This window comes from Bartonella elizabethae F9251 = ATCC 49927, from assembly GCF_000518165.1.
Lineage (GTDB): Bacteria > Pseudomonadota > Alphaproteobacteria > Rhizobiales > Rhizobiaceae > Bartonella > Bartonella elizabethae.
On the sequence record NZ_JADB01000001.1, the window covers coordinates 83104 to 101519 of the forward strand.

The following is an 18416-nucleotide window of genomic DNA, read 5'->3' on the forward strand; positions in this document are numbered from 1 at the left end:
CCAAGAATTTAGTTATTGATACTCTTAAATTCAAAACTTTTCAAGATGTTTGTGAGAAAAGCACTTGATCATTTATTTCTTGATAAAGGTAAGATAGGTAGGCGTTCGTCCTTCGCGTAGAGCTTTTGCTTCATAGCGGGTTCCTTTCCATAGTGGATAAGGGGTTTTCCAATCTTGGGGGCTTTCTGCTTTCCACTCAAAGTGATCATGGTGTGCACAATGATAGAGGGTCCAGTTTACATAACTGTCTATATCGCTCGCAAAGCGAAAAAATTTCCCTGTTTTAAGAACGCGAGCAAAACGGTTAAGATTTTTTACGTTGATGAAACGTCGTTTCCAGTGTTTCTTTTTAGGCCAAGGATCAGGATAGAAAAGATCTATTCCATCAAGTGAGTTATCAGGGAGCCAATCAAGCAGACGTGTAGCATCATCATTATAAAGGCGAAGATGATTTTGGTAGCATGTCTGTTGTTCAAGGGAAAACAATATTTTTGCCATGCCATTGATAAAAGGCTCGATGCCGATAAAACCCGTTTGAGGAAAATGTTCCATTTCATGGAGTAAATGTTCACCGCCCCCAAAGCCAATTTCAAGTCGAATTTCTTTTACTTTGTTTGAAAATAAGGATGTAAGATTTGAGGGAGGAGGGACATTCAAATCAATATTAAAATTGGGGAGAAGCATTTTTATACGTTCAAGCTGACTGTTTCGTAGTGTCTTTCCTTGTCGACGTCCAAAAAAGGCTTCACTCTTGCGTGCATTATGTTTAATCATGGGATTTTGATCATTGTTTGAAATGTTTTCACGAGATCAGTTTTTTCCCATGAAAATGAGCCATCATGCTTTGGTTTTCGCCCAAAATGACCATAAGCCGCTGTTTTTGTGTAGATCGGTTTATTAAGATCAAGATGTTTACGAATTCCAGTGGGGGAAAGATCCATTATTTTTCGAATGGCTGCTTCAATAACCTTTTCATCGACTTTTCCGGTTCCATGAAGATTAAGATAAATCGACAAAGGTTGTGCAATACCAATTGCATAGGAGAGTTGAATTGTGCATCGTTCTGCCAAATGAGCAGCAACAATATTCTTAGCCAGATAGCGTGCCGCATAGGCTGCAGAACGATCAACTTTTGTTGTATCTTTTCCTGAAAAAGCACCACCTCCATGGGGAGCTGCTCCTCCGTAAGTGTCCACGATAATTTTGCGTCCTGTCAGTCCAGCATCACTTTGAGGGCCACCAATGACAAATTTTCCTGTTGGGTTAATATACCAACTGCATTGAGCTGCAATGGGAATATCATGTAAAGCTTGACGAATATAAGGCTCAACGACTGTGCGGACTTTATTGGAATCCCAACTTTCGTCAAGATGCTGTGTTGAAAGAACGATGGATGTTACCTCTATGGGTTTTCCATCTTTATAGCGTATGGTGATTTGACTTTTAGCATCTGGTCCTAATTTCCCAGTTTCTCCTTCTCCTTTATGACGGGCTGCGGCAAGAAGTTTGAGAATTTTATGCGCATAATAAATTGGCGCAGGCATAAGGTCAGGTGTCTCACGGCAAGCATATCCAAACATGATGCCTTGATCACCTGCTCCTTCTTCACCATGCCGATCCATCGCATTATCAACGCCTCTTGCAATGTCAGCAGATTGCGGGCGCAAAAGAACATCAATTTTAACAGTTTTCCAATGGAAACCTGCTTGTTCATAGCCAATGGCACGAATAGCACGGCGCGCTGCCGTACGAAAACGCGTAGGATTAATAAGTGGAAAGCCAGTTTCATCGTAGATAAATTCTTTATTTTTATCTTTTTTTAAGAGCGTATCGGGAACACGGACTTCACCAGCAATAACAACACGGTTTACACTGACGAGAGTTTCACAAGCAACGCGCACTAACCAAGGATCAGTACCAGTTTTTTGTGCTTCTTTATAGACCATATCAACAATTTCATCGGAAATACGATCACAAATTTTATCAGGATGCCCTTCCGATACCGATTCGCTCGTAAAAAGATAATCTTGATGCGGCATAGGAACTCCTTCAAAAAAGAAAACCAATCATTCAATTAATTGCCTACTAAAGCTTCTACGGTTTGCCAATTCCACAGCAAATCTTCAATGCAAATTTATATGAATAAGAGAGAAAAAATATAAGTTTAATTTTATAGCTTATCTGTCAAATCTTCCTCAGACAGTGCCTTTGCCAAGTCAATGATTTTTCGACGCACTTTAGCATCAGATATATTCGTAAAAGCCCGCATCAGCTGGATACCTTCGCTGCTGGAGCAAAAGTCCATAAAATTGTGATCACTTTCAGCAAAACCCTCTACTTGCTGAGAGGTAAGACCTTTATCAAAAAAGTAAGAAACAGGAACATCCATAATTTCTGCTATCGCTTGAAGACGACTGGCACCAATACGGTTTGTTCCTTTTTCATATTTTTGAATTTGCTGAAAAGTAATTCCTAATTTTTCACCTAGTTTTTCTTGAGTAAGTCCTAAAATATTACGACGTAAACGGATACGAGTTCCAACATAGATATCGATAGGGTCAGGTTTTTTTCTAGTTTCGGTCATAATGCAACTCTTTAATTTCCAGCACTTTTCTTTTAAACCAACATCAGATTTATGCGAAGTTGGTTTATCATACAATTAAAATAATATGTAATATTTTTTCCCAATATTACTGGTAAACGCAACATAATACCGTACAAGGAGCACTTGAATCATTTAAGCTGTTTTGTAAAACCAAAACCAATACGACACAATAGCATAAGGATGAATAAGATAAAAGTAGCGAAAGTTCTGTATTCATTGCTTCCTATAGGGGTAATGGCTGATGGAATTTTTGAATCAATAATGCCCACAGCATTTTGTTGAAGAGCTACAACGATTCGTCCATAAGAATCAATAACAGCTGATATTCCATTATTGGCTGCTCGTATGAGGGGAATTCCCAGTTCAACGGCACGAAGCTGTGCTTGTTGAAGATGTTGATAGGGTCCTGGTGATACACCAAACCATGCATCATTTGTAACATTAACGATTGCTTGAGGCGGGGAACCTTTAAAAGTCATTTCATGAGGAAATATTGCTTCATAACAAACCAACGGTAGATAAGAAAATCCGTTTGGCATTGTGACAGTTTTGCGCACATGCGCAGCACTATATCCACCAATATTATCAGTGAGAATACGTAATCCAATTTTTTCCAATAAATTCTGATAGGGAAGATACTCACCAAAAGGGACCAAATGAAGTTTATCGGAAGTGTGTAAAATGTTACCTTGAGCGTTAATGACTGCAATAGTATTAAAATATTGTGTTTGGGAATGAGGGATATCATCACTGGTGCGTATTGCTCCAATAATAGCCCATTGTTTAGGTTTCAAAAGAGAGGCAATATGCATTGTGACAGATGAGTTATCATAGAGAAGGTAAGGAACAGATGCTTCAGGCCATACGATAAAATCGGGTTCTGGATTTTTATCAGTTATTGGTGTTGCACTCAGATTCATATGCGCTTCCAATATAGCTTCTCGTGTATTATCGCGCAATTTTATATTTTGTTGGATCGAAGGTTGAACAATGCGAACCCAATAATTGCTCTTTTGATCTTCAGTTGTATTCTCTATCGTATGGAGACGATAAAATCCAAAACCACTGTGAATGAATATAAGTGCTAAGCAAAGAAAAAGTGCTGCTTTCTTTTTTTCATCAGTGAGTAAAACTGTTGGTAAACTGTAGGTTAAGACAGCAAGAATATTCATTCCGTAAAGTCCTACGATTGCATCAGACTGCATGAACATCGGGGTTGGCATGGCTGTATAGCCAAGAGCATTCCACGGAAATCCTGTGAATAAGAACGCACGCAACCACTCGGCCAATCCTAAGGCAAAGGCTAAAACGAAAAAGCGTGCTATTCCTTTTGTCCATAATAAACCGATAATAAAACCAGAAAAAAACCAATACAGAGAAAGGTAGAGAGGAGGAAATAAAATGGCTAGTGGGATCGCCCAACCAAAAGAATCTGGATCTGTCAACAAAGCATTGCAGAGCCACCAAAGTCCGCAAATAAAATAACTAAAACCAAAAGTTCCACAGCTTAAAGCGTAGATAAAAAAATGTTTTTTATTGTTTGGAGAGGACTGTATTGAGTCAATTAAAACGATAAAAATGGGAAAAGTTAGAAAGCACAGAGGTGTTAAATAAAAGGGTGGCAGTGCAAGGGAAGTAAGAGCACCACATAGAAATATCCATGCTTGTCGCTTCCAGCCGGTAATAGAGAACAAAAAAACGATAAAATTGTTTAAAAACGCTCGACTATTCTTTAGAGATGGCATTGTTTTCAAAATTTTCATTTTCTGGAATGCGAAAAATGCGCAATCGCTTAATTCGGCGTTTATCAGCTTCTAAAATACGGAATTTATAGCCAGGAACAGCTTCGACAATTTCACCTTTTGCAGGAATACGATCAAGAATGGAGACAATTAAACCACCAATAGTATCAACCTCATCACCATATTCCCCTACGATAAAATCAGGTCCAAGAGCTTTCTCTACATCTTCTAATTCGGTTCTTGCATCAACAAGCCACTTATTATTGTGTTCGCGTACGATTGCATTGTCAACATGATCATGTTCATCTTCGATATCACCAACGACCAATTCAACAATATCCTCCATTGAAACGAGACCATCTGTTCCCCCATGTTCATCAATAACTAAAGCCATTTGCGTTCGTGTGGTTTGCATCCGTGTTAATAATTTGCTTGCAAGCATAGAACTAGGAACAAAGAGAACAGTTCGGATCAAATCCAATTCACCGATGGGGGTATGTAAATCTGTATGGTTTAATGGAAGCAAATCGGATTTCTGTTCGGTTTTTGTAGAGTTAATAATAAAGCGAGTCATATAGTTAAGAATATCGCGGATATGGATCATGCCGCGTGGATCGTCTAAAGTTTCAGCATAAACAGGGATGCGAGAATGACCAATTTTTGCGAAACATTTAAGGGCTTCTCCAAGCGAGGTATTTATTTCCAATGCTTCAATTTCAGAACGCGGTATCATAACATCATCTACGCGTGCTTCACGCAAGCGTAAAATATTATGCAGCATCGTACGTTCTTCAGGTGAGAAGAGGGCGGTATCTTTTTCATTGTTAGTTGTAAGCGCAACGGTAAGATCATCGCGCAGTGACGTAGATGCACAATTACGGCCGCGTAAGAATGAAAACAAATGATTCATCAGAGAATATTTTTCTGTATGATTGGTCTGTTGAGAGGGATCTTTTTCATTATTAGAAGATGTTTGATTGTTATTTTGTGCATTTATTTTGTTTGCCATGGTTTTAAAATCTTCTAAACTTTCTTTTTATGATAGGTGAATGAGAGGTTTTAAATGGTATGCTCGTCATATTGATTTTAAAAGTTAAATTTTATCATTTATAGATAACTCAGCGTAAGGATCTTTTATGGAGAGCTTTTGAAGAATTTCTTTTTCGAGCTTTTCCATTTGATGTGCTTCATCATCGGTTTCATGGTCATAGCCAAGAAGATGCAAGATACCATGAACAATCATATGCGTTAAATGGTCTTGAAATGTTTTTCCTTGTGTTTCTGCTTCGAGAACAACAGTTTCTCGGGCAATAATAATATCACCCAGCATAGGACCAGGAGGGTTTCCTGCTTTAATTGGGAACGCCGGAAAGGATAATACATTGGTGGATTTATTTTTACCCCGCCATTGTGCATTGATTTGTGTCATATGTTCATCATCCGTAAAAAGCAAACTAATCTCGCTTACAACATTTTCCAATGAAACATGATGCATCGTCATCGTTAATGCTTTTTCGGTGATATTATAAAGCATTTTCTCATCATTCCACCCTGCGCTTTTAACCATTATATCAATAATAATCATGATGAATCAAATTCATTTTTTAATGTATTGCATACGCGTGATTTTTTTTTATTTTGTATTTCAGAATCACGATCATAGGCATGAACGATAGCAGCAACAAGCGGGTGGCGTACAACATCTTTTTCATCAAAGCGCACAATGGCAATATTTTCTACATTTGAAAGAATACGGATTGCTTCAATGAGACCTGATTTTTGCCCTATAGGCAAATCAATTTGGCTTACATCACCGGTAACAATCATACGTGTTCCTTCTCCAAGACGTGTGAGGAACATTTTCATTTGCATCGGTGTCGTATTTTGTGCCTCATCAAGAATAACCGCAGCATGAGCAAGTGTTCGTCCGCGCATAAAAGCAAGAGGAGCGATTTCTATGACACCAGAAGCTAAAATGCGTTCTATTTTTTCTGCTGGCATCATATCATAAAGAGCATCATAAAGTGGTCGTAAATAGGGGTCGACTTTTTCTTTAAGGTCACCGGGAAGAAACCCCAGATGTTCTCCAGCTTCAACAGCAGGACGTGAGAGAATAATTCGCTCAATGATACCACGTTCTAGAAGCATTGCAGCATGTGCAACAGCAAGATACGTTTTTCCTGTTCCCGCTGGTCCTACGCCAAATACAAGTTCAGCATGCTCCATCGCGCGTATGTAAGCATCTTGTGTTGGAGTCCTTGCATGAATTATTTTTTTATGGGTACTCAACCGTGCTGGTATACGTTTCGTTGCAGATTTGTGTGTTATTGTGTTTTCTTTCTCCTTCTGTGGTATATTCGCCATAGCAATCACTCCTTTTATATCTGATAAAGTGAGCTCTTGATCTGTTTTGGCACGCTCATAAAGCTGCTGCAATACATATTGCGCACGTTTTATAACAGAAATATTTCCATGGATTAAGATTTCATTACCACGCGGATGAATACTAAGTTTAAGTTTTTTTTCAATATAAGCAAGATTTTCGTCAAATTTACCAAAAACCGCTTTTGCATATTGATTGTTTTCGAAAATCAAAACAACTTGACTCGTATCTGAAGCGCTTTTTCGTTCCAAGCGATCAATTTTTTCAATGTCAGCATTTATTTTTTCAGTTGAAGCTTTCAGCTTATTCTCCATATCGACATCAATATTACACATTTTTTTGAGTGAATTTTATAAAAGGCAAATTTTCTTTCATAAAAATTTATGCTTTAGATGTAATTATTTTCTTTGAAAATAAAAGAGTTTTCCAAAATCTTTATTGTTAACAAGATGGTAGAGGCCTATTTATCTATTTGTCACTTCACCGACAAAACTATTTGAGCTTACATTTTTAATATGTGTTGTTACCACACAGCCTGTAGAAGCATCTGTATCCACAACAACAGGTAAAAGCCAAGGGGAACGCCCCACCATTTGTCCTGAGTGACGTCCAGGTTTTTCGATAAGAACATCCGCTTTTTGACCAATTTTAGAACGCAAAAATGTATTTTGCTGTTCGAGAAGGAGAACTTGTAAATGTTGAAGTCGGGCATCTTTGACAGCTTCATCAACATGATTTTTCATTGTAGCTCCTACTGTTCCAGGACGGGGGGAATATTTAAAAGAATAAGCTGAACTGTATTGCACTTGTTGAATGAGCTTAATGGTTTCTTCAAAGTCTTCATCTGTTTCCCCTGGAAACCCTACAATAAAATCACCTGAAAAGGCAATATCTGGCCGTGCAGCCCGAATTTTTTCGATAATATGAAGATAATAAGAGCTTTTATGTTGGCGGTTCATTGCTTTTAAGATGCGATCTGAACCTGACTGAACGGGAAGATGCAAGTAAGGCATTAACATATCAAGATCTCGATGCGCGGCAATAAGACTATCATCCATATCACGGGGGTGGCTGGTTGTGTAACGCAAACGCTTTAAACCATCGAGTTTTGCAAGATGATAAAGAAGATCACCAAGACGCCAAGTTTTGCCATCTGCACTTTGTCCATGCCAACCATTAACATTTTGTCCAAGCAGCGTAATTTCTTTAACACCCGCTTCAATGAGTTGACGGGCTTCTTCGGTAATTTGCTCGACAGAACGCGATATTTCAGCACCGCGTGTGTAAGGAACAACACAAAAAGTGCAAAATTTATCGCACCCTTCCTGTACTGTTAAAAATGCGCTAACACCCCGTTTTCTTACTGCACGTTTATTATGAGGCGGCAAATGAGCAAATTTATCTTCAACAGCATAATCTGTTTCAATAATTTTTTTACCTTGTTTGGCTTTTTCTAAAAACTCTGGTAAGCGATGATACATTTGCGGACCAATAACGAGATCCACTGTTGGAGCACGACGCAAGATTTCACTTCCCTCAGCTTGTGCAACACAACCAGTTACACCAACTGTCAAGGGTTTATCAGGCGTTCGCTCTTGACGCATAACACGTAAACGACCAAGATCAGAGTAGAGTTTTTCTGCTGCTTTTTCACGAATATGACAGGTATTGACAAGAATAAGATCGGCATCATCAGGCGTTTGTGTTGTCACATAGCCTTGCGCACTAAGACTATCAGTCATCCGCTGGCTATCATAAACATTCATTTGACACCCATAGGTTTTGATAAAAACCTTTTTAGGAGCAGCAGGAGATGTATTTTTAGGATTTACTTTATTCATAGTGCTTGTCTAAATGTTTTTTATACAAATCTCAATCTCTTTGCTTAAAAGTTTTTTGCATGATAATTGCATCACCACGACCATTTTTTGACGGGTAGTAGGAAAGACGTTCAGAAATTTTTTGAAATTCAAAGCGTTGATAAAGCGTTAAAGCAGAAAGGTTTGTGGATTCTACTTCCAAAAATAATTTTATAGCGCACTTATCGTGAAGATGGCGAATTGTATGATCAATAAGTAGGGTACCAATTCCTTGTTGACGATAATAAGGATGGACAGCAATTGTGATGATTTCTGCTTCATCAAGAATGAGACGGCATAGGCAAAAGCCTAAAATTTGATCAGATTGATTAATAAGAAAGACTTTGTATCCGAAGATAGAGTGATCTGTTAAAAAGGTATCAAAAGTTTTTTCCCCCCAAGCTGGGGTAAAACAATGTTGATGAATTTGGTGAAGAGTAGCACTATCCTTAACGTCTAGTGGAGCAATTCCAAAACGCTTTTTTGTTAATGAAAATTTAAACATTATTTTTTTCGTGGTAAAGCAAAATTGGTTTGTTGTTTTGCATCAGCGCTGCGTAGATAGAGGGGGCGAGGCGAATTTTGTGGTTGTTTGTTTGCAGAAAGGTAAGCATAGTTTACAATATCTGCTGCTTCACAAGGGATTTTTTCCAAGACAATTTTTTCGTTTATTTTATGGTTTTTAATATGTTTCTCAATGATATCAGCCGCTGGGCCAGTCAGTTGGGTTTTTTTGGGCAAATCTTCGAGGATATTTTCAATTGTTTGTAATTTTGGTTCTCCTAAAGGAGTGAGATCCTTATGGAAATCTTGATGGTAGAACATCCCTCTCCCTGCTTCAATGACAACAGTAATTGCTGATGCAGTATTTTTACGGGTTGTGACTTGTGCGGCTAACGCTTCAAGTGCACTTACTCCAACAGCTGGTATTTCAAGTGCTAATGCCAAAGCGCGTGCTGTGGCAACACCAACACGCACACCAGTAAACGATCCAGGACCAACATTGACAGCAATACGCTCAACTTGATCAAGCGTCATATTGGCTTGTGTCATTATTTGTGTAATCTGCCCAATAAGTCTTTCAGCATGCCCTTTATTCATGCGCTCATCGATACGCGCAATAACAGACTTATGATGAATGAGCGCAACAGCACAATAAATTGAAGCAGTATCGATAGCAAGAATAAGCATAAAAATATTTTAATTGAATAAAACGATAGACAAAAAAATCTACGGTATTTTTAATCTTTCTTATCGTTGTATAGTTCATTTGTATGAAAGTTGCTAGTGCCAATAAGCAACAATATCTTTTTATGGAATAAGACGAAATGTTGATTTGATCCTTATTTTTTGATTGTTAACAATTTGATTTACAATGATAAATTATTTTTTCTATGTTCACTTTAAACCCATAAATCAAAATCATTCTCTTACATATCATAAGCAGAGTCAGTGTATAGATAAAATCATTTAAGAAAGGATTATTTAAATGAAAGAGCTGTTTTAATAATGTTGGCAATTGTCTGAGTTTATCACATGTTCTGTTGAAAAAAGAAACAAAAATATTTCAAAATGTTATATGATTTAAATCATTCAATTGTATCATGATGAGGCTACAAATACCGAGAATAATGATAGAGCAAGTCGAAGCCAAAATAACGCGCCATCCTGCTTTTTTTAATGAACGAATATCAACACCTAGTCCTAATGCGGCCATTGAAATGACCGTGAACAATTGAGCAATAAATTTGATCGGATTGAGAGCTGTTTCGGGGATAAGATTACTCGAGCGGACCAACATCATCATCATAAAACCAATAATAAACCATGGAACGAGAGTATGCCAACGAAAGTGGATTTGCTCTGATCGACGATAGATGAGTGACAGGGCAAAAATAAGAGGGCCTAACATGAGAACGCGTACCAATTTAACAATGGTTGCAATTTGAACACTGGCAAAAGAGACAGATGCAGTAGCCGCCAAAACTTGTGGTACAGCATAAACAACCATGCCAGCAAGCACACCATATTGATTAAAGGATAAATTTAGAAGTGGATGTGCAAAGGGGAGACATAAAATAATAAGAATTCCCAAAAGAGCTGTAAAAGCAATTGATGCAGCAATTTCTTCATGTTTTGCTTTAATGACAGGGGCAACGGCAACAATGGCTGAGTTCCCACAAATAGCATTTCCACAAGCAACGAGCATTGCCAAATGTTTAGAAAGCCCGAAAATTCGCCCGATGATAAAGCTAAGAATAATGGTTACAAATATAACGAATACAATGCTTGCAAGTAAACTCCAACCAGCGGAAAGAACGGCATGAATACTAATACTTGCTCCTAGAAGGACGATAGCAACTTCAAGAAGTGTTTTGGCACAAAAAGTGATACCTTTTTGAAAATAGGTTGGCATCGTAAAACAACTACGGGTAACAGACCCTAAGAGAATTGCTAAGACAAGACTTTCAAGCCATGCTTGCCCAAAAAGCTGTTTTTCTAGGACTTCTAAACCATACGCCAAAGCTGATATGAGTAAACATACTAAAATACCAGGACCAAAGTTGTTTAAAAGTGAGAGGTTTTTCTTTAGCATTTGAATATTTCCCCATCATTAAAGAGCTAAAGGTTCAAAGTAAAAAGTTTTAAAGATTTGTTCTTGCTTGTACAGCCGCTGCTAAAGTTCCATCATCAAGATAATCAAGCTCTCCTCCTACAGGAACACCATGAGCAAGTCGCGTAATTTTAACTGAAAAATTGGAAAGCTGATCGGTGATGTAGTGAGCGGTTGTTTGTCCTTCGACAGTCGCATTAACAGCAAGAATAATCTCTGTGATTGGGTTTTGTACAACACGTTGTATTAAGGTGGCAATGTTGAGTTCGTCAGGACCTATTCCATCTAAAGGGGAGAGGCGTCCACCCAATACATGATAACGTGCGGCGAGAGTTTTTGCACGCTCTAAAGCCCACAGATCAGCAATATCCTCAACAACAATGATTGTTGTATCATCACGTCGCGGATCTGTACAAATTGAACAAGGATCAATAGTATCGACATTGCCACAAACAGAACAAATGCCGACTTTTTCTATCGCTGTTTGTATTGCTGCTCCTAAAGGCTCCAGCAAAGTTTCCTTTTTTTTAATAAGATGAAGCGCAGCACGACGCGCTGAACGTGGTCCAAGACCTGGCAACCTTGCTAAAATCTGAATGAGACGCTCAATCTCAGGGCCTGCAATGTATTTAGACATGTATTTTATCCCGTGGGGAAAAAACCGTTTTATTAAAATGGAAGCTTGAAGCCTGACGGGAGCGGTAGCCCTGCTGTCATACTTTTGGTTTTTTCTTCTAGTGCGTTGTCAATTTTTGTTCTTGCTTCATTATAAGCCGCCATAATGAGATCTTCAAGAATCTCAGTTTCCTCAGGTTTAAGTAATGAAGGATCAATTTGAATGGCTGTTATAACATTTTTGCCATTTAAAGTGATCCTGACGAGATCACCTCCTGCAGTGCCGGTAGCTTGCAGATTAGCCATTTCCTCCTGAATTTTCTGCATTTTCTCTTGCATTTCTTTGGCTTTTTTCATCATACTCATCATTTCACGCATAGGAATAGGTATCCTTATTCATCATTGCTATCGTTTTCATTTTCAAATAGATCAGTATTTTTAAAGGTATCGGGGGGTAAATCAAGATCATTTTCTTCTCGATTAAGTCGTATATCGACAATTTTTGCTTCTGGAAAATGGTTGAGGATTTTTGCGATATCCGGATCTGTCTCTGCATTGGAAAAAAGAGTCTTTTGAATCGCAACACTTTCTTCCTGTAAGGTTGGACCGCCGCCTTCATTAACAAAAGTTATCACATAGCGTTTTTTAGCCCATTGAGAGATTTTTTTTTCGATATCATGAGCAAGAAATTGTGGGGTATTTTCAGAAAGTCTTAAAGTAATATGCCCAGTTTCAAAGGAAACGGGATGAACAAACTCTTTAACAAGGAGTTTGAAAGGTACATCATTATGCTGTTCGGCTAATTTAACAATATCGTGTAAAGAATTAATCACGAGGGGTTTAGGTTCAGTAATCTCTCCTATTATTTGCGTGACAGACTGCGATAAATTTGCACTCTTTTCAGAAAGTTTAGTCGATTGAGACGTTTCAAGAGGTTCTATTATTTCTTGGGTGTTGGTGTTGTCAGGTTTTTGATTTTTAACAAAATTTTCTAGTTTTAAGGAGTGGTCTAATTGGTCTTGCAAGGATGTTTTTAAATCTGTCTGATTTGGTAATGTATGTGAAATGCTTGAGGAAGCATGGATATCAGCTGTTGTTTCTTTTGTTGTATTATTTGCATTTATCGATTCTTGATGAGAAGAATTTGAAACAAGCGTGAGAGGTGTTTTTTCCTGCGTAAGTTTTTTTAAGGCTTCATCAAGAGTGGGGAGATCAGCTGTGTGTGCAAGACGAATTAAAAGCATTTCTGTTGCTTGCAGTGGACGTGCAGTTTGATTAACTTCTTGTATGCCTTTGAGCAACATTTGCCAGTTTCGGGATAAAACAGGAACGGAAAGTTTTTTTGAAAAGTCTAAGCTTCTTAAACGTTGCTCTTCAGTTAGTGAGAAATCTTCCACTATTTCTGGTGTGAAACGTAAACGTGTGACCAGATGATTAAAATCGGCCAATTCTGTTAATATCGTTAGAGGATCAGCGCCTGCATCATATTGGCTTCGTAATTCATGTAAAGCATGGACAACATCGCCTTTCATGATAAATTCAAAGAGATCAATAATACGTGCTTGATCCGCTAATCCTAACATTGTACGCACTGCGGTGGCAGTAACATTGCCATTGCTATGGGCAATAGCTTGATCAAAAATGGATAATGCATCACGTGCAGAGCCTTCTGCAGCACGAACAATCATAGAGAATGCTTGATCTTCTACTTCGACCTTTTCATACTTCGCAATTTTACGCAAATGCGCACTCAAAGCTTTTGATTCAATTCGTCGCAAATCAAAACGTTGGCAACGTGAAAGAATTGTAATGGGAACTTTGCGAATTTCTGTCGTGGCAAAAATAAATTTCACATGGGATGGTGGTTCTTCAAGCGTTTTCAACAAACCATTAAAGGCTTGCGTTGAGAGCATATGGACTTCATCGATGATATAAACCTTATAGCGCGCAGAAACAGGACGATAGCGTATTTGTTCAATAATTTCACGAATATCGTCAATGCCGGTATGAGAAGCGGCATCCATTTCTATAACATCAATATGACGTCCTTCGATAATTTGTGTGCAATGCTCACCAAGAGATTCCAAGGCCGTTGTTGGTTGATCAATATCTTTTGTTTTATAATTGAGTGCACGTGCTAAAATACGTGCTGTTGTAGTTTTACCTACACCACGAATCCCTGTTAACATCCATGCTTGCGCAATACGACCTTTTTCAAAGGCATTGGTAAGAGTACGCACCATCGCTTCTTGACCAATGAGATCAGAAAAGTTTTGAGGTCGATATTTACGAGCAAGAACACGATAGGCTGTTTCTGCCGGCACATTTTCCATGAATGTTTCCAACTTTGAAATTTTTTATGCGTACATTTTGATCATACACAAAGCATAGGTCAATACTGTACTCTCATATAAAAGGATTTTTTCTCAATCAATGTATTTCTTATGGGATATTTGCTTAAAAATAACCACATCCCTTTACATGCTGCATACAAATGATGCTCTAAAGATTAAATACCTTGCTAAAACATAGCATAAAAATAATCCCTTCAGCAAAAGGAGGCCGGCACGATGACCCGTACCAGAACTCGTTGGGGCTGCTTCTTTCCAGACCTGACCCAGTTGGCGAGTAGTTCGTCCACCACCAACCTCCCAAGTTCATATTGTCCATTTAAAATGAAAAATCAAGCTCAGAAACAAAAAATATAACACAAACATAAGAATTTTTCTTTTGAACTTCATTCTTGTATTATAGACAACAAAAAGTAATGGAGATTTAAATTTTCAGAAACAACTCCTCCACTGATTTGCCATGAACAAAGCTTTTTTATTTCTCTGTTTATATACGATATAGCGTGTAGCAATTTTGAGAGGTTTCAAGGCGCAGACAGATACGATAGTCTCATACAAACCAGTCATTCTGATAATGAAAATATAATAAACAATTTCATAATTTACAAAAGTTGTCCAATCTTCAGCCTTTTTGAAATTTGTTTTTCTTGATGGTTTAACTTTATGATATCGTTTTTATTCCATAAGCAAAAAGCTGAATTTTTCAAAAACTGAGCGTTAATGATTTACATGCCCGATTTCGAAAAAACCTCACTTTAAGCCTTTTTATACATCTACGTAACGCTAAGATATTGTTGAAAATATTATTAAAAATCCCCTGCTTCACAATCTAGACCAATAACTCTTTCTTTAGTAATATTTTTAAAAGTATAATATCCTGATCCAGGGAAACCTATATCGAGGGATTTTACATCTTTGATCGTAAAGATTTTATGTTCTTTATCATGTGTTATTTTCTTTTCATCATCTGCAGCAATGTATAGCCCGTTTGCATCAGAAGCAGATGAGTATGATAAAGTAAAGGATACTTTTTCGGGTTTAAATGCTTTGCACCCATATTCAGCACCTTGCTGTATTTCATCGGGTGCACCAATTGTAACAGTTTCATTTGGCTTAAAATCCCATACAGACTCACCAAGTCCAGCAAATGCAATACTAGAGTAGGCGAGAATATTTGCAGCTAATAATCCTTGCGTGAAGATTTTTTGCATTATCTTCTCCTTTTTTAACAAAAGAATCATAAATCAGTTTTTATAAATAGGAAAATTCAAACGGAATTCAAAAAAACAGGGTTAAAAAGCATTTTCTCGCTTTATAAAAAGCACGTTGAAAATTATCTAAATTCAAGAGATTTAAAGACTTATTATCTTAATATACTCTAATCATAAGTTAAATTGTTTTTATGAGCTAATTTAAAAGTTCGTCATCTTTATGGGAATAAACGGCTAGAGGAAATGATAGATTGTTTTAAGAAGCTTCCTCATAGCTTTGTACATGTCGAATTGCTGTTTATCATAATGTAAATTTCCAAAGGATATTATTATCAAAGCAATTTATATATTCTATTATCGGATGGTGTTCCTCTTTTTTTCTTTAGTTTCATGATGAAGTGCGTTGAGCGTAAAAAAAACGAGTTTCTTCAAGACACATTGCTATAGGATTTTTAGGATGTTCTTCGATGTCAGCGAGAAATGATGGTGGTTTTGTTGCTTTTATATATACGATGTTCGATCGTTTTGTGCTGGATAAGTACCGATAATACGAAGTTCTTCAGAAAAGAAAGACAATTCTTCTAAGGCAAGTTTCATCATTGGATCTTCAGGATGTCCTTCAAGGTCAACAAAGAATTGTGTTGCATTGAAGTTTCCACCAATTTGATAGCTTTCTAATTTTGTCATATTGATACCATTTGTTGCAAATCCTCCCATAGCCTTATAGAGAGCAGCGGGGACATTGCGCACTCGAAAAAGAAGACTTGTGATGATTTTTTCGCCATTTTGGGGGATAGGCACGTGCTGTTGAGAACGCGAAAGAATGACAAAACGCGTAATATTATGAGGGTTATCTTCAACATCTCTTTCAAGGATATCAAGCTCGTAGAGTTCTGCTGCGATCATAGGGGCTAAGGCTGCTTGTGAACGTTGAGCACTTTTTTTTATAAATTTTGCAGCACCAGCGGTGTCAGCAGAAACAACAGGTTTCCAACCGTTTTTTCGTATGATTTTTCGACATTGTGCAAGGGCATGTATATGACTGTGGACGGTTTTAATTTCGTCATGGGTAACGCCGGGCAAAACCATAAGTTGAAAATGGATAGGCAAAAAATATTCATCAATGATATAAAGTGATGATTGTGGTAAAAGATGATGAATGTCCGCAACGCGTCCAGCAAGAGTATTTTCAATAGGGATCATAGCAAGATCAGCTTTCCCATTTTCCACCAAATTAAGGGCGTCTTCAAAAGTAGCAGAGGGCACAGCATCCATATTGGGGAACATATTGGAGCAAGCAATATGGGAATTAGCACCATATTCTCCTTGGAAAGAGATTTTATTGGTTTTTTTGAGTGTTTTCATGCTAAAATCTTACGTACTCTATCAAGATCACGTTGTGTGTCTACACTTAAAGGAATCGTATCGACTATTTCCACATCGATACGCATATTATGCTCTAAAGCCCGTAATTGTTCAAGTTTTTCACGCATCTCGAGTGTAGAGGGTTTGAATGATACAAATTTCTCAAGTGCTTCGCGCCGATAAGCGTATATTCCAATATGATGATAAAGAGGCCCCTCTCCATAAGGAGCTGTAGCACGAGTGAAATAAAGAGCACGAAGGCGATTTTGAGAAAGCGGTGTTCCAATGATTTTGACAACGTTGGGATCTCTTTTTTCATCTTCCTCAATGATTTGAGCCCCCAAGGTTGCGATATCAGTAAAGCTATTTTCTAAAGGGTGTAGTGCACTGATGATTTCATGTGGCATGATCGTTGGGAGGTCACCTTGTATATTTAAAATAGCATTGTAGCGTTGTTCAGGATCAATACGCATTAAAGCTTCATGAATACGATCAGATCCAGACTTATGATCACTGCGTGTTATGAGGTATTCATGTCCATACTCTGCAACGACTTTGGCAATATCATTGTGATCTGTTGCAACGATTGTACGCCCTATTGCTGCTTTTTTGGCTTGTTCTGCGACATGAACAATCATTGGCTTTCCACCGATTCCAGCGAGAGCTTTTTGGGGAAGGCGGGTTGAGCCTATACGGGCAGGAATAAGGATAATCGGTTCAAGAGCCATTGCAAGATTCCAAATGTCGTCTGTGATGCATTTATGATGTTGTGTGTTACAAAGAAAAAGCTTATACTAAAAATGGTAATGAAACCATGAACATTTGAGTTTTTATGAATCGCTCGAAAGTTATCCATTTTATTTGTGCGTGTTTATGTGTGCTAGTTATCGTTGTGGGGATTTCCACACTGAGCGATATCATTTACGACCATTCTCCATCAGTCCAATATCAGCACACAGCTACCAAGAATGATACATTCAAAGAAAAACAAAAAGAATCTCATATCACCGTATCACTCAATAGCCGCCTTCAACAAGGAAATTTTGAAAATGGGCGTAAAATTTTTCGCCAATGTGCCATATGCCATACTTCTGGACGCAATCAAGCAGGGCGTGTTGGTCCTGTTCTTTGGGAGATTGTTAATCGTCCTTTGGCCTCAGCAGCAGGTTTTGCCTATTCACGGGCATTGCGCGCACATTCTGATCAAAAATGGGATTTCGTAACGTTAGATCGCTATCTACATTCTCCACGTAAAGCATTCCCTGGGACTACCATGTCTTTCCGTGGAATTAAAAATGACCAAGATCGTGCAGATCTTTTGCTTTATTTACGCAGTTTATCCGATCATCCTGTTCCCATACCAACGGATAATAATAAAGCAAACCAGCCAAACTAACTTATGCTATAATAGATGGTTCATTTTAGAAAGAAAGATGATTAGTTTTTTTGTTTATGATTTTAGTTTCAAGGTTTTATTGAAAGAGATCTTATTGATGTTTGATAGGGAAAACGCCTCTCACGTAAAACGGAAGATACTTAACGTTACCGATTCATCTGCTTGTTTTAAAGAGATTTTGTCAGAAAATACACTCTTTACACTACCATCTGCAGATTGGTTTTCAAGATCTGTTTGCGTCATTTTTTCCACATATGCTTGTCTGTGAAATTATA

At 37.9% G+C, this 18416-nt stretch carries 19 protein-coding genes and 1 other RNA gene; 1 reads left to right on the forward strand and 19 read right to left on the reverse strand.

What is annotated here, in order from left to right:
* Nucleotides 1-72: 72 nt before the first annotated feature.
* From T429_RS0100345 to T429_RS0100425, 18 genes are all read right to left on the reverse strand, one after another.
* On the reverse strand, nt 73-774 hold the full coding sequence (locus T429_RS0100345; RefSeq protein ID WP_005774133.1) for a tRNA (guanine(46)-N(7))-methyltransferase TrmB: 702 nt from the start codon (nt 772-774) through the stop codon (nt 73-75).
* Nucleotides 771-2039: a methionine adenosyltransferase gene (metK, locus tag T429_RS0100350; protein WP_005774132.1), complete on the reverse strand. Its 1269-nt coding sequence runs from the start codon at nt 2037-2039 to the stop codon at nt 771-773. The genes T429_RS0100345 and metK overlap by 4 nt, the downstream gene beginning before the upstream one ends.
* Before the next feature lie 131 nt (nt 2040-2170).
* Nucleotides 2171-2584, reverse strand: coding sequence for a helix-turn-helix domain-containing protein (locus T429_RS0100355; protein ID WP_005774131.1), 414 nt, complete (start codon nt 2582-2584; stop codon nt 2171-2173).
* A 149-nt stretch (nt 2585-2733) separates the two neighbouring features.
* Entirely contained in the window at nt 2734-4368 is a 1635-nt protein-coding gene (lnt, locus tag T429_RS0100360) for an apolipoprotein N-acyltransferase (protein WP_078674178.1), read from the reverse strand.
* Complete coding sequence (locus T429_RS0100365) at nt 4331-5356, reverse strand: hemolysin family protein (protein ID WP_005774128.1); 1026 nt, start codon at nt 5354-5356, stop codon at nt 4331-4333. The genes lnt and T429_RS0100365 overlap by 38 nt, the downstream gene beginning before the upstream one ends.
* An 84-nt stretch (nt 5357-5440) precedes the next feature.
* Nucleotides 5441-5932 (reverse strand): rRNA maturation RNase YbeY, encoded by a 492-nt coding sequence (ybeY, locus tag T429_RS0100370; protein WP_005774127.1) that lies wholly within the window; start codon nt 5930-5932, stop codon nt 5441-5443.
* A complete protein-coding gene (locus T429_RS0100375; protein WP_005774126.1) occupies nt 5929-7065 on the reverse strand; it encodes a PhoH family protein in 1137 nt (378 codons plus the stop codon). Before T429_RS0100375 ends, ybeY begins: the two co-directional genes overlap by 4 nt.
* A 129-nt stretch (nt 7066-7194) precedes the next feature.
* Nucleotides 7195-8571 (reverse strand): tRNA (N6-isopentenyl adenosine(37)-C2)-methylthiotransferase MiaB, encoded by a 1377-nt coding sequence (miaB, locus tag T429_RS0100380; RefSeq protein ID WP_005774125.1) that lies wholly within the window; start codon nt 8569-8571, stop codon nt 7195-7197.
* Between the two features lie 31 nt (nt 8572-8602).
* Nucleotides 8603-9094: a ribosomal protein S18-alanine N-acetyltransferase gene (rimI, locus tag T429_RS0100385; protein WP_005774124.1), complete on the reverse strand. Its 492-nt coding sequence runs from the start codon at nt 9092-9094 to the stop codon at nt 8603-8605.
* A complete protein-coding gene (gene tsaB / locus T429_RS0100390) occupies nt 9094-9780 on the reverse strand; it encodes a tRNA (adenosine(37)-N6)-threonylcarbamoyltransferase complex dimerization subunit type 1 TsaB (protein WP_005774123.1) in 687 nt (228 codons plus the stop codon). Before tsaB ends, rimI begins: the two co-directional genes overlap by 1 nt.
* 376 nt (nt 9781-10156) lie before the next feature.
* Nucleotides 10157-11185: a YeiH family protein gene (locus tag T429_RS0100395; RefSeq protein ID WP_005774122.1), complete on the reverse strand. Its 1029-nt coding sequence runs from the start codon at nt 11183-11185 to the stop codon at nt 10157-10159.
* Nucleotides 11186-11234: 49 nt separating this feature from the next.
* The gene (gene recR / locus T429_RS0100400; protein ID WP_005774121.1) at nt 11235-11840 is read right to left on the reverse strand and encodes a recombination mediator RecR; all 606 of its coding nucleotides are present in this window, start codon (nt 11838-11840) and stop codon (nt 11235-11237) included.
* Nucleotides 11841-11872: 32 nt separating this feature from the next.
* Nucleotides 11873-12196, reverse strand: a complete 324-nt coding sequence (locus tag T429_RS0100405; protein WP_005774120.1) for a YbaB/EbfC family nucleoid-associated protein — start codon at nt 12194-12196, stop codon at nt 11873-11875.
* A 14-nt stretch (nt 12197-12210) separates the two neighbouring features.
* Complete coding sequence (locus T429_RS0100410) at nt 12211-14151, reverse strand: DNA polymerase III subunit gamma/tau (protein ID WP_005774118.1); 1941 nt, start codon at nt 14149-14151, stop codon at nt 12211-12213.
* 221 nt (nt 14152-14372) lie between these two features.
* Nucleotides 14373-14470, reverse strand: an RNA gene (gene ffs, locus T429_RS10140) — signal recognition particle sRNA small type.
* Nucleotides 14471-14975: 505 nt separating this feature from the next.
* Nucleotides 14976-15380, reverse strand: coding sequence for a hypothetical protein (locus tag T429_RS0100415; protein WP_005774117.1), 405 nt, complete (start codon nt 15378-15380; stop codon nt 14976-14978).
* A 501-nt stretch (nt 15381-15881) separates the two neighbouring features.
* A complete protein-coding gene (locus tag T429_RS0100420) occupies nt 15882-16745 on the reverse strand; it encodes a prephenate dehydratase (RefSeq protein WP_005774116.1) in 864 nt (287 codons plus the stop codon).
* Nucleotides 16742-17473 carry a 3-deoxy-manno-octulosonate cytidylyltransferase gene (locus T429_RS0100425; RefSeq protein ID WP_005774115.1) on the reverse strand — a complete coding sequence of 244 codons (732 nt, stop codon included), beginning with the start codon at nt 17471-17473 and terminating at the stop codon, nt 16742-16744. Before T429_RS0100425 ends, T429_RS0100420 begins: the two co-directional genes overlap by 4 nt.
* A 104-nt stretch (nt 17474-17577) precedes the next feature.
* Between T429_RS0100425 and T429_RS0100430 the strand changes: the two genes are divergently transcribed.
* The gene (locus T429_RS0100430) at nt 17578-18141 is read left to right on the forward strand and encodes a c-type cytochrome (RefSeq protein WP_005774114.1); all 564 of its coding nucleotides are present in this window, start codon (nt 17578-17580) and stop codon (nt 18139-18141) included.
* 120 nt (nt 18142-18261) lie between these two features.
* Here T429_RS0100430 and T429_RS11150 read toward each other — a convergent pair whose 3' ends face one another.
* Complete coding sequence (locus T429_RS11150) at nt 18262-18384, reverse strand: hypothetical protein (protein WP_280173525.1); 123 nt, start codon at nt 18382-18384, stop codon at nt 18262-18264.
* Nucleotides 18385-18416: the final 32 nt, after the last annotated feature.

Coding starts and splice junctions, on each gene's coding strand:
- T429_RS0100345 (WP_005774133.1), bottom strand. CDS start 774: ATGATTAAACATAATGCACGCAAGAGTGAAGCCTTTTTTGGACGTCGA.
- metK (WP_005774132.1), bottom strand. CDS start 2,039: ATGCCGCATCAAGATTATCTTTTTACGAGCGAATCGGTATCGGAAGGG.
- T429_RS0100355 (WP_005774131.1), bottom strand. CDS start 2,584: ATGACCGAAACTAGAAAAAAACCTGACCCTATCGATATCTATGTTGGA.
- lnt (WP_078674178.1), bottom strand. CDS start 4,368: ATGAAAATTTTGAAAACAATGCCATCTCTAAAGAATAGTCGAGCGTTT.
- T429_RS0100365 (WP_005774128.1), bottom strand. CDS start 5,356: ATGGCAAACAAAATAAATGCACAAAATAACAATCAAACATCTTCTAAT.
- ybeY (WP_005774127.1), bottom strand. CDS start 5,932: ATGATTATTATTGATATAATGGTTAAAAGCGCAGGGTGGAATGATGAG.
- T429_RS0100375 (WP_005774126.1), bottom strand. CDS start 7,065: ATGTGTAATATTGATGTCGATATGGAGAATAAGCTGAAAGCTTCAACT.
- miaB (WP_005774125.1), bottom strand. CDS start 8,571: ATGAATAAAGTAAATCCTAAAAATACATCTCCTGCTGCTCCTAAAAAG.
- rimI (WP_005774124.1), bottom strand. CDS start 9,094: ATGTTTAAATTTTCATTAACAAAAAAGCGTTTTGGAATTGCTCCACTA.
- tsaB (WP_005774123.1), bottom strand. CDS start 9,780: ATGCTTATTCTTGCTATCGATACTGCTTCAATTTATTGTGCTGTTGCG.
- T429_RS0100395 (WP_005774122.1), bottom strand. CDS start 11,185: ATGCTAAAGAAAAACCTCTCACTTTTAAACAACTTTGGTCCTGGTATT.
- recR (WP_005774121.1), bottom strand. CDS start 11,840: ATGTCTAAATACATTGCAGGCCCTGAGATTGAGCGTCTCATTCAGATT.
- T429_RS0100405 (WP_005774120.1), bottom strand. CDS start 12,196: ATGCGTGAAATGATGAGTATGATGAAAAAAGCCAAAGAAATGCAAGAG.
- T429_RS0100410 (WP_005774118.1), bottom strand. CDS start 14,151: ATGGAAAATGTGCCGGCAGAAACAGCCTATCGTGTTCTTGCTCGTAAA.
- T429_RS0100415 (WP_005774117.1), bottom strand. CDS start 15,380: ATGCAAAAAATCTTCACGCAAGGATTATTAGCTGCAAATATTCTCGCC.
- T429_RS0100420 (WP_005774116.1), bottom strand. CDS start 16,745: ATGAAAACACTCAAAAAAACCAATAAAATCTCTTTCCAAGGAGAATAT.
- T429_RS0100425 (WP_005774115.1), bottom strand. CDS start 17,473: ATGGCTCTTGAACCGATTATCCTTATTCCTGCCCGTATAGGCTCAACC.
- T429_RS0100430 (WP_005774114.1), top strand. CDS start 17,578: ATGAATCGCTCGAAAGTTATCCATTTTATTTGTGCGTGTTTATGTGTG.
- T429_RS11150 (WP_280173525.1), bottom strand. CDS start 18,384: ATGACGCAAACAGATCTTGAAAACCAATCTGCAGATGGTAGTGTAAAG.